This window comes from Bacillus nitratireducens, from assembly GCF_001884135.1.
In the GTDB taxonomy this organism is placed as follows: Bacteria; Bacillota; Bacilli; order Bacillales; family Bacillaceae_G; genus Bacillus_A; species Bacillus_A nitratireducens.
The window spans coordinates 1-11,374 of the sequence record NZ_MAOC01000095.1 but is presented as its reverse complement, the minus strand read 5'-3'; the positions used below and the strand labels follow the sequence as shown (position 1 = coordinate 11,374).

The window sequence follows — 11,374 nt, the reverse complement described above, 5'->3', positions numbered from 1 at the left end:
TAGCTTTTTAAAAAAAGAAACAACCTCTACTATAATTAACGTTGTATGGGCTTAGCTTGATAGCGATGGGGTAGCGTCACATATCCATCAACTTAAGAAAAATAAATGCACCAAAAATGCAAAAATGAGCTGAACTCTCAGAGTAACTTTCTGTAGAGAATGAAAATTTTAATTTAGGGGATATATGAAAACCTTAGCTTAATAGTGATATGGCGAAACCCTTAGAATGGGTGGCGATTTTTTTGTTATTTGTGAAAACGTTTCCTTTTGAACACCATAAGAAGGAACGAACAAAAATCGGTATAACTGTGCACAAGGAAGCCTCACTAATGAAACAACAGGTGTGGAAATTACTGAAACGATTCTTTTACAAAAGGATCAATTGGTAGTTAAAGGCCAGACAATCATGACTCAGGGAGAAGATTTCCTGAACAACAAGAAAAGAGGAATAAAGCTATGTCTATCATTAATGAAGATGTGAGCATGAAGAAAACTCAGGAATATAGTACTAAGAAAGCAGTACCCGTAATCTTACTGTTATTTCTATTATGTTTGGTAATTGACAATTCGTTTAAGATTATTTCTGTTGACATGGCAAAGGATTTTCACATTTCAGTGACAACAGTTAGCTGGCAAGCAACACTAGCTGGTCTTGTAATTGGAATAGGGGCAGTGGTTTACGCAACTTTAGCGGATTCCGTTAGTATCAGAAAACTTTTTAGCATTGGTATTATTTTAATATGTACCGGTTCAGCCATGGGATATATTTTTCAACACTCGTTTTTACTAGTTGTTATCTCACGAATTATCCAAACTGCCGGTCTAGCATCAGCTGAAACCTTATACGTGATATTTGTAACAAAACATTTACCTGCAAATGAACAAAAGAAATTTTTAGGATTAAGTACAAGCAGTTTTGCTCTTTCACAGCTTATAGGTGCATTAACTGGAGGTTATGTTTCAACATATTTCCATTGGACAACTCTGTTTTTACTTTCTTTTGTAACACTTTTCATCCTTCCTTTTATTTTAAAGTATCTTCCTAAGGATGAAGCGAAAAACAGTAATGTAGATGTATTAGGATTATTTCTAGTTGGAGCTATTTCAGCATCCCTACTACTATACATTACCGATTTCAATTGGATTTACCTTATCTTGTTTATTGTTGCAATTACCTTGTTCCTTACTTATATCAGCAAGAACTCAAAAGCTTTTATCGGAATATCATTCTTTCAAAATAAACAGTTTATCTCATTGCTTGGAGTTGCTTTTATAATTTACTCTGTACAGTTAGCATATATTTTCTTATTTCCATTTTTGCTTGAAAAGATTTATGATTTGAAGCTAGATACCATTTCACTATTATTGATTCCAGGCTATATAGCAGGTGCGATAGTCGGGGCTCTTTCTGGAAAAATTGCGAAGGTTTTGGGAAGCAAGCAATGTATTACAATCGCTATGTCTAGTATTATAGTCAGCTTACTATTAGGTGGATTCTTTGTAAAAACTTCTGTTGTTGTATTCATAATATCCATGGTTTTATTCTCTAGTTCATTTGCACTCATGTATGCACCATTACTTGATTCTTGCATTGGTACGATTGAGAAAGAAAAAACAGGAACAGCAATCGGATTTTATAATTTAACACTTAGTGTCGCTATGTCAATCGGAATTGCCTATACAGCCGCAATGATGGACCATTCCGCAATGAGAACAAATTTCCTAGGGGTTATAAGCAATCCAGATGCTTCCATGTTTAGTAACATCCTATTCATTCTCGCACTAATTACCCTTTTTAGTTTATCTCTGTACTGGGTATTAGTAGGACGAAAAGCGACAAAATAAATTTATAAAAAACCTAAAATGATTATTTCATGTTGGAATTCCATATCCCATTGCTATCAGGCTAAGCATTGGTGAAAAAAGGTTTACCTGATGTATACGCAGCTATTGATGCTTATACATTTAAGCCTGCCAAATCATTAGGTCTTGAAAGTATAACTGGTTCAATCGAGGTAGGAAAATCAGTTAAAGCTAAACTACTTTGTTTAGAGCATGGAGAAACTATCTAATTGAAAAAAGAGAGTGCCTTTTGGGGAAAGGGACTCTCTTTTCTTGTTTATTTCATTGTAGCTTTGAAATAATGGTTAATCAAAAACATCCCACAATCCAGCATTTTACAACAAAAATAAAGCATCCACTTTGAAAAAAGATTGATAAAAATAGATGCTTTTTTAGTAGGGGTAGCACCACATCGCCATCAAGCTAATATTTTGAAGCACCACCAAAACAAAAATTTTATCTCTCGACAGTTATATATGAGAATTAAGCTCATTTTTTCGTTTTGGGGTGAATCTGTTTTCTTAAGTTGATAGGCATGTGACGCTACCCCACATCCATCAACTTAAGAATTTTATAACACCCCAAAACAAAAAATATACATTTATTTGTTTTGGGGTGTTTGCTTTTCTTAGCTTGATGGTCATGGGGGACTCCTATTAAAGGAAATTCCCATTCTAAAATTGAAGATACTTGTCAATTTAGTACGAATCTAAGTTGAACTCCTTTTACTTAATTGTCCCCATCGCACCAATTTCTACATTTACCTTGACGTTTACATCGCCCTTTGCTAATGCATTATTCCATTTGTTTTGGACTTTTTTCCATTCTGGATATGTATAAGTTCTTGCGTATCCCCCAAGCCCAATAGGATCAATATTTGCATCTTGTATTTTCTTTATTACTTGCTTGAAATCTTCTTCTAATTCCGTTTCAATTGCCTTCTGTAATTTCGCTGCATCTTTTCTTATATTGAACGTAAAAAGCCGTTCTGTTATGCCAACTCTCATCTTTATATCTGTATCAAATATAAATTTATTGTCATACCTTGCCTTTGTTTTCACTTTAATACTATAGACGGAAAAGCTCATCCAATCCTTTTCCTTACTATCAGACTTTAATTTAATTGGAATTGTAAATGAAAACTCACCGGTAGTTCTTTGTTGCAAAATACGTAATAGTTTATTTTCATCGGGATTTAGAGTTAATTTATACTTCCCCTTTTCATCCAATAAAGCTGTACCTGTTACAATTATTTTATTTGTTTTTTTTATCTCAGTAATATTTGCTGTTTTCCCTTTGTCCGCCATTTGTTCATGTAGTTCTTGAAGATTTGTTTTTACTGTGATATTTCTTAAAGCTGCCGTCTCGATTAGCTTTGTTAAATATAAAGGAAGCCGTGGCTTATCTTTTTGTTTATGAAAAAAAATGTTCGAAACAGGCCCATCTACAGCAATAACTTTTGTGGTAACTGTATTTTTAGGATCTCGATAAAATGGATCAAGATTCTTTACCCAGTTTTTCTTTTTCAGTAACCGTTTTCCAACTAAAATAACTTGCATTTTGCTTCCCGATGTAAGTGCGAAAACAGTAGCATCAAATTTGTCTCTAGAATTTCGAATCGTTGTAGCTTTTACACCGACAATTTCTTCTTTGAGCTTTGCTTCTTTATTAAAAATCGGGCTTGACTTGTAAACCAACAAATTATTATTACGATCTAAGTCGATGCCAATAGCAAGTGAAAGGGAAACATCTTCAATATTGGTTTGGTCATAGCATCCAGTCATCATAAATACCGATATCAAAATACAACATAATACTTTTCTTTTCAATGCGTTCTCCCCCGATGCAGCTTCTCATATAACCAGCCATACATCAATAAAATGATAGGCAACATATAGGATAATACTACCCCCGCATTCGAAAATACTTGTTGCCAAATTTCAGCTTCATTCCAACTTGGACGAGTCCAAAATATGAAACCGATAATAAGCAATAAGAGAACAACTACATGAGAACTGTGATCTTGTTTCCCAAGTAATTGACTCGAACAAAATACTGAGCAGTATAGGGCAGGAATCCAAGATGTGGAAACAATTGTTAAGTATACAGCCAATAAAATCATGTCAAAGCGTTCTAAAAAACGAAATTCAATTACTTTAAGTAAATTTAGTACTGGTTGATTAAATTGAGTAATACTATCTGGACTAAAATAAGCAAAACAAACAATAGTAGCAAATAAATAGAATAACATCGTTAAAGTGTTTGCAATAACCATTCCATGAACTGCATACTGCTTTTTTTGTAAAAATGGATATAAAAAGAAAGCAATATCAAACCCTAAATATGCAAAAATAGTGGTCGGTACAGCCGTGAATACAGATGTCCACCCTTCTTTTAATATCGGAAAGAATGGCATCCAACTTCCGCTCTCTTTTAGAGGTATTAAAAAGAATAATGGCATCCAAATCATCATATAAAAATTAAGTTCGGAATACCGTCCTATAATACGTGGGCCTTTACGTGCAACAAGTAAAGTAGGAATCGTAAACAAAAAGATAACAAGATAATCTGGTGTTTTCGGAAGAAGCCATCCCTTAAGATAAAGCATAGCGTTCACTAAAACGATGCAAGAATAAAAAGCAAAGTATATCATATAAGCAACAACGAATGCTTTCCCTACTATATTTCCAAAGAATCGTATAAGAATTTCATAAATTGTGTCATCGGGGTATTTTGCAGCTGTTTTTACTATAAAAACACCTGACATCGTAGAGAATAGCCAACCAATCAATATAGCTATCCAACCATCTGTTCCAGCTTTTTCTGCAAGAACACGCGGAAGAGATAGAACACCAGTGGCGACCTGCATTCCATTAATTAAAAAAATATACTGCATAAGCGTGATGTCATTAGAGGCATATTTTTTCATAGTTTCACCTTTTATTGTGATTCTTTCCTTGTCGAATAGATTGAGTAGCTCCTGTACCGTTCGATCGTTTTCTTATCGCCCATAAAGGAAAACGCACAAAAGTATCTTTCATATCTCCAAAGCGAAACGGTGCTAACGGTGTTCCATAAGGGGTTCCTAGCGATTCAAGAGTGATAAGATGCCCAAGTAATGTCATCCATCCGATTACCAATCCTACAATTCCAAATAATGCAGCTAAGATCATCATTGGAAATCGTAAAAGTCTAACTGCGGAGCCCATATCATAGTTAGGGATAATAAAAGATGATATGGCTGTAACGGCAACGACAATAATCATAATGTTACTTACAATTCCCGCCTGAACAGCTGCTTGTCCAATGATAATACCTCCTACAATTCCAACTGTCTGACCAATCGGGGTAGGCAAGCGTAAGGCCCCTTCTCTCATCGTTTCCAAAGTTATTTCCATAAGTAATGCTTCCATTACTGGCACAAAAGGTACGCGTGTCCTTGACTCTGCAATAGATAAATAAAGTTCTACAGGAATCACTTCAAAATTAAAAGAAATAAACGCAACATAACTCGCAGGCAAAAATAAAGCAACTATAAAGGCGATAAAACGAAGTATACGAATAAACGAAGCAACTAGCCATCTTGTACCATAGTCATCCACACCTTGAAAAAAGGAGATGAAATTTGTTGGAGCAATTAATACGTTAGGCGAATGATCCATTACAGTTACAAATCTACCCTGTAGTATGTGAGAGACTGCCAAATCTGGTCTTTCAGTTAATATAAATTGCGGAAACGGTGAATACGGGTTATCTTCAATGAATTCAATTAGCTCACTATTATTAGCTACTGCATCTACCGTAATATTTTGAATCCTTCTTTCCAATTCATGTAGTACATCTTCAGAAGCTATATCTTGCAAATATAAAATAGAAATCTTAGTTTTACTTCGCACACCTATTACTAATTCTTTTATCATTAATTCACGATGCGGAATGTACCTTCGAATCATCGCAACATTTTGAGCTCCCGTTTCTATAAACCCTTGATGTGCACCTTTTAAAGCTATTTCGTTATGAGCATCTTCAATGTTCCTTTGTGGCCATCCTTTCGTGTCCAATTGACGAACCGTCGTTTGGCCGTTAATCAGTAGTACACTATCCCCTGTTAAAATAGCCGTTTCAATCTCATTCCACGTACTAATCATTTTAACTTGACCTAAAGTAATGGGAAGTTCCGTATTAGTATTAAAATCACTGTTCATTAAAGGACTTAAAACGATATTTTGAATTAATTGTTTATCTGTTAATCCAGACAAATATACTAAAGCGGCTTCTAATCCAGATTCTGTTATTTGAAACCGCCGAATCACTAGATCAGGTGATTGACGGAATACATTCTGAAGCTCAGCTATGTTTTTCGATAAACTAGCTTCTAAGAGAGAGTCCTCAATATTTTTTTGGGGAACAGGAGTATCGTTTCGTATTGAAAATGATTTAGGGTTTTCTCTATATTTTAACCATTTCAGAAATTTAGTCATGACTTCCTCACCTTCTATGCACCTTCTATAGTATGTTTAGTATGCATATATGAAGAAAAAATATCCTAATAATTAGAGAGGTAACACCAGACTTATTACTATAAAGTTTTGGTGCATATTTCTTAAAAATCACGTTGCTATTCTCATTAACATAAGAGAATAGCAACGTGATTTCAACTTAATGTATATTTTTATACAAAATGTGGTCTTTTCACGTAGTATTTTATTATCTTTTATAGATGTTATAAAAGTAGGCATATCAAATAAACCCTGACGGATTTGAATTTTTTCACTAAGCTACCTGATGAGTAGAAGTGGTATACTCATACACAACACCCAAAATATCAAAGACTGTCTTTTTCTCGTATCGATGAGATTTTCGTCCGTTGCGCTGTAGGAGGTTAAATAGACGAAGAAGAACCTTTGATAGCTCTTGAGTATTTTTTTGTAATGCTTGGTGAAAAAGTAAAAAATAATCTTTAATTATATACATCGCTTTATATTCACTTAACTCTTTCTGTTTCTTACTTAACAGGAGTTCTCTCATCTTAATCATTGTAGAAGAACATAATAGGATGCTAATGAGTTGTCCATAAAGGTGTCATTCTAATCGCTCTTGTTTAATAGATTTACATCGATGAATTTGAAACCAGGATTTCCATATTTTAAATAACAGTTCGATTGGTTCTGGTGCAAAAAATACTCGATAGAAACATAGAGTGTCAATTTCCTTTAAATTGCTAGCTTATGAATCTAGGACAAACAAATACCCCAAAACAAGAAAACTGACATCTTCAGGTGAAAATGGGCAATTTTTTTGTTTTGGGGGCATTATAAAATTCTTAAGTTGATGGGCATGGGGAACAATCAATTTCTTAAGTTGATGGCGATGTGGCGGTACCCCAAAGAGGATTCATTAGTTTGTATGCATCCTCTTTATATTTTTAATTATATATTTATAATGATAAATAGTTTAAAATACAAAGAGGATTCGTGTTAAGTATTTTTATATTTTAATTGAAAAGGAAAGATAATAAGTGATAAAAAAAATACATCGATTATTTGTGAATTTGCACCCAATATCATTTATATTAGTTATGGTAATTTTAAGCTATTTAATTACCAGACCATTTATTTTATTATTACCAGAAATACAAAGTAATCCTTCTCAGAATGAACCTATATATCTTCAAATTTTATCAGTTTTAATTATAGCTCCTATAGTAGAAACTTTAATTTTCCAAGTTTTTTTATTCTGGATTCTTCGTTGTATTCCCTGGATTCGTGAACATGATTTATTAATAATTTTAATTGCAGCATTAATGTTTGGTTTATATCATCCATTTGGGATAACTTATATAATATGTATTACAGTAACAGGAATTCTTTATAATTATGCTTATTTGATTTATTATAAAAAAAATGAAAAAGCATATGTTACAGTATCTGGATTTTGGATTGTGTTTTGGATACATGAGATAGATAATATAATTTCTCTTACAATACAAAATCTGTATTTTTAATAAATTAGGCCTAGTAGGGGGCAATCTATCTAGAAACCTATACCCCTCCTTCAGATTCCACTAATGAAGCTTCTTATTCACATAAGTTGGATAAGAAGTTAGCTTTTCGTTTTGGGGGTATCTCGTTTTCCTTAGCTTGATGGTGATGTGGTGGAACCCCATCGCTATCAAGCTAAGCTCATACAACGTCAATTATAGTAGAGGTTATTTCTTCTTTTCTAAAGGCTACATATAGGGAATTTAAAGATTTTCATACGAAATAAACCCTAACGGGTTTATTTTTTTTGAATTAAGCCGCTTGATTATCAGACATGGTACAATTGTAAATGACACCTAATATATCAAAGACTGTTTTCTTCTCATAACGATGTGATTTTCGCCCGTTTTGCTGTAGGAGGTTGAACAGGCGAATTAGAATCTTTGATAGCTCTTGGGTGTCTTTTTGTATAGCTTGGAAAAGAAGAAGAAGAAAGTAATCTTTAATCATGTATATGGCCTTATATTCACTCAGTTCTCGTTTCTTTTTCATAAGAAGTAATTGCCGCATTTGAAACATGGTAGAAGAACAGAGTAGAATAGCAATCAGTTGCCCATACAAATGGCATTCCAATCGTTCTCGTTTTATCTTTTTACAATGATGAATATGGAAGAATGATTTCCATGTTTTAAATAAAATCTCGATTTGCCAACGTAAAGAATACCAATCATGTACTTGTCCCATCGGGACAACATCTATAGGGGTATTTGTCATATATACATTGATACCGCTAAGTCGTTTACTACGAGAAGAATACTTCATTCCTTTCTTTTTTTCTCTTACATTTTGATCTTGTAATCGTTTTTTTTGTTGTTCTTTTGTTAGTCGATGAACAATCACACGAGTTGGGACTTTATCAGTCATTCCTACATAAGCGTTGGATATTTCGCATGTTTGTCCTGGCTGAAGAGAGTTCATTAAAACCTCCATATCTATCTGTATATACTCTGTACCTTTCTTGATTCTTCCATCCTGAAAATAATCAGGTGTGAGATTTTCTTGATAAATACGTGTATTCGACTTGATACGAGAGATATAGTAGGCCTTATTGTCTTGTATATGTTGAAGATCTTTCAAATGAAAATACCCTAAATCTCGGATACATAAATCATTCGCTGCCACAGTTGGAACACACAGAGAACCGTAGGTTCGATCATGTTGTTTACCTGGACCTGTATGAATATGAAGGAACTGTCCACTTAATAGATCATACTCAAGCTGAATCTTTACCCCGCTGTATGGCTGCATCCTCCTGCACCTGGATAAATAGATGAAAATACATCGGGAAGTTGAAACGCGGTTGAATCTAAAATACGAATACGTTTGAAAACAGAAATATATGGAGAAGAAATCGGCATAGATGAGGCTGATTTTTGGGTTAGTAGTTCAGCTAATAGGTGTTGTAAAAATTGGACAGCCGCTTGATTAAATCGTTGATTCAGTCCCTCAGGGCTGATGAGCACTTCTGTTGATGATTCCAAACAGCTAGATAACTGAGTTAAAGAAGTCGTAGCGACATTTTGGCTCATCCATACACATAAAGCGACTAAATCTTTTGCTTGGTATTTACTTGTTCGTTGTACAAAACCAACATCTTTAGCAAGATCTCGTAAGATATTTGGAGATAAAAAGCTTTGAATCTCTTGAGCAAATAGTTGTAATTCATCAGATACAGAAATAGACATACAAAAAACGCCATCCTTTCCTATGATTCTACAGAAAGAATAACGTATTTTTTTCATTTTGAGGCTATTAAATATAAGTTAATCTGTTATTAATTTTGAATAAATACTTAAATCAATAAACTTTTCATTAGATTTTTCACACATTCTCATTGTCCCTTCGAATGTAAAGTTTAACTTTTGTAAGACTTTTATTGAATTGATGTTTTTAGATTCAACTTTTGCTTCTATTCTATTGAATTCTAAAGTACTAAACGCATAATCCATTAAAGAGAGAATGGCTTCTGGCGCATATCCCTTACCCCAAAAAGCTTTACTAATATCGTAACCAATTTCTGCTTTGGCGTTTTTGAAATCAAATGAATTATAACCACAAGAACCGATAATTTCATTTGATTCTAATTCAATTATTGAATAACGAATAGCTCTGTTTTCCCGAGATAACTTATCAAGCATTTCAATCATATCTACCGCTTGGCTTTCATCAGTAAAACTATTGATATTCATAAATTTTGTAACTTCTGGATCAGACCAAATTGTAAACATGCTAGTTGAGTCTGATACTTTCATTTTTCTTAAAACTAATCTTTCGGTTTGTAGTTCTGTAATCAATATTTTTACCTCCATTATGTTTTTATTTTGGGGTCAAGATATTGATATCTGCGCATAGTTCAGTCCCTTCGTATTTCAAGATATTATTATAAAAGCTATAAAGGATGAAATAATAAATTTCAAAAATTTGGTTATGTCACAGTTTATGATAACTGCGTAATAAAGAAAAATGAAACAATTGTATTGTGATTTTTAAACACCTTTAATTTTATTCTTATTTACCGTTCGTTGAGAGCAATTATTTTTTAGTTGCTGTATTTCCCATTGCAATAGAAATTCTATTCCAACTGTTGATTTGATTAATTACCAGAACAAGGTCAACATATTGTTTCTCGTCATAGTGTTCACGTACTCGCTTATATAGGTCTTCAGGAACTCTTTTAGTGGGAATTAGAGTAATATGCTCAGATAGTTCAAGAGCAACTTTCTCTTCAGGTGTATAAAAATCACATTCATTCCAAGCATTCAAGCAATAAATTCGTTGTTCGGTTTCACCTATCTTACGAGCATCGGATGTATGCATATCCATGCAGAAAGCACAACTGTTAATTTGAGAGACTCTAATCTTTATAAGTTCTCTAGTAATTCGATTAATTGTAGACTTCTTAGTGTACTTCTCCATATCCATCATAATTTTCATGCCATCAGGTGCAACATCATAGTAGGAAATTCTTTGACTCATAAGGCAAGACCTCCTTTGATTTTAAGATACTTATAATTATACCTTAATACGAACATTCGTGCTATTTTTTTGTTTGTAAGGCATTCGAAATCAAAGAGAATGTCAGTTGTAGACAGTGTAATTAGTTGTTTCATGGTACGTAAATATCGCAAATGAGTAACAGTATTTTCCAAACAAATATTTTCACTTTTTAATTACTTTATTATTACCGTCAGAATAAATTGAATAACTTTATTAATTTTTTAAATGATTTTATTATAAATGAAACAATTTTATTATCACCAAACAACTACATAATTTTGATCAAACTTTATTCGAAAGCTACAGAGTTTTTATCTTCCTATAGTTATTTATAGGGATTTAGTTAATTTTTTGTTACAAGTTAACACAAAATTTCATTCTGGGGGTACTATAAAATTTTAGCTTGAAGGGCATGTGGTTCTACCCCACATCCATCAACTTAAGGATTTAGACTATTCTTAAACTTAAAAGCACGTTACTATTCTCTTATGTTA

Annotated in this window: 8 protein-coding genes and 2 pseudogenes; 3 read left to right on the top strand and 7 right to left on the bottom strand. The window is 33.2% G+C overall.

Annotated features, from left to right (window positions below):
- The first annotated feature begins 456 nt into the window (after positions 1-456).
- Together BAU23_RS28300 and BAU23_RS30035 are read left to right on the top strand one after the other, a co-directional pair.
- Positions 457-1,845: an MFS transporter gene (locus tag BAU23_RS28300; protein WP_071735708.1), complete on the top strand. Its 1,389-nt coding sequence runs from the start codon at positions 457-459 to the stop codon at positions 1,843-1,845.
- 71 nt (positions 1,846-1,916) lie between these two features.
- Complete coding sequence (locus BAU23_RS30035) at positions 1,917-2,072, top strand: amidohydrolase family protein (RefSeq protein WP_165615109.1); 156 nt, start codon at positions 1,917-1,919, stop codon at positions 2,070-2,072.
- A gap of 495 nt (positions 2,073-2,567) precedes the next feature.
- On the opposite strand, the gene BAU23_RS28295 is transcribed toward BAU23_RS30035, so the two are convergent.
- From BAU23_RS28295 to BAU23_RS28280, 4 genes and pseudogenes are all read right to left on the bottom strand, one after another.
- Complete coding sequence (locus BAU23_RS28295) at positions 2,568-3,671, bottom strand: Ger(x)C family spore germination protein (protein ID WP_071735707.1); 1,104 nt, start codon at positions 3,669-3,671, stop codon at positions 2,568-2,570.
- Positions 3,668-4,771 (bottom strand): GerAB/ArcD/ProY family transporter, encoded by a 1,104-nt coding sequence (locus BAU23_RS28290; protein WP_071735705.1) that lies wholly within the window; start codon positions 4,769-4,771, stop codon positions 3,668-3,670. Before BAU23_RS28290 ends, BAU23_RS28295 begins: the two co-directional genes overlap by 4 nt.
- A gap of 4 nt (positions 4,772-4,775) precedes the next feature.
- Positions 4,776-6,323: a spore germination protein gene (locus tag BAU23_RS28285; protein WP_071735704.1), complete on the bottom strand. Its 1,548-nt coding sequence runs from the start codon at positions 6,321-6,323 to the stop codon at positions 4,776-4,778.
- 292 nt (positions 6,324-6,615) lie between these two features.
- Positions 6,616-7,005, bottom strand: a pseudogene (locus tag BAU23_RS28280) (IS4 family transposase); the annotation flags it as partial.
- A 355-nt stretch (positions 7,006-7,360) separates the two neighbouring features.
- Here BAU23_RS28280 and BAU23_RS28275 point away from each other — a divergent pair.
- Positions 7,361-7,846: a CPBP family intramembrane glutamic endopeptidase gene (locus tag BAU23_RS28275; protein ID WP_071735703.1), complete on the top strand. Its 486-nt coding sequence runs from the start codon at positions 7,361-7,363 to the stop codon at positions 7,844-7,846.
- A 289-nt stretch (positions 7,847-8,135) separates the two neighbouring features.
- On the opposite strand, the pseudogene BAU23_RS28270 reads toward BAU23_RS28275, so the two are convergent.
- The 3 genes and pseudogenes from BAU23_RS28270 to BAU23_RS28260 all read right to left on the bottom strand — a co-directional run bounded on the left by BAU23_RS28270 (position 8,136) and on the right by BAU23_RS28260 (position 10,859).
- A pseudogene (locus tag BAU23_RS28270) lies at positions 8,136-9,568 on the bottom strand (IS4 family transposase).
- A gap of 78 nt (positions 9,569-9,646) precedes the next feature.
- On the bottom strand, positions 9,647-10,177 hold the full coding sequence (locus tag BAU23_RS28265; RefSeq protein WP_071735701.1) for a GNAT family N-acetyltransferase: 531 nt from the start codon (positions 10,175-10,177) through the stop codon (positions 9,647-9,649).
- A 238-nt stretch (positions 10,178-10,415) separates the two neighbouring features.
- Entirely contained in the window at positions 10,416-10,859 is a 444-nt protein-coding gene (locus BAU23_RS28260; RefSeq protein WP_071735700.1) for a carboxymuconolactone decarboxylase family protein, read from the bottom strand.
- Between the last annotated feature and the right edge of the window lie 515 nt (positions 10,860-11,374).

What these genes read in the sequence shown, in the direction of transcription:
- BAU23_RS28290 (WP_071735705.1), bottom strand. Translation starts at nt 4,771, where the DNA reads ATGAAAAAATATGCCTCTAATGACATCACGCTTATGCAGTATATTTTT.
- BAU23_RS28260 (WP_071735700.1), bottom strand. Translation starts at nt 10,859, where the DNA reads ATGAGTCAAAGAATTTCCTACTATGATGTTGCACCTGATGGCATGAAA.
- BAU23_RS28300 (WP_071735708.1), top strand. Translation starts at nt 457, where the DNA reads ATGTCTATCATTAATGAAGATGTGAGCATGAAGAAAACTCAGGAATAT.
- BAU23_RS28285 (WP_071735704.1), bottom strand. Translation starts at nt 6,323, where the DNA reads ATGACTAAATTTCTGAAATGGTTAAAATATAGAGAAAACCCTAAATCA.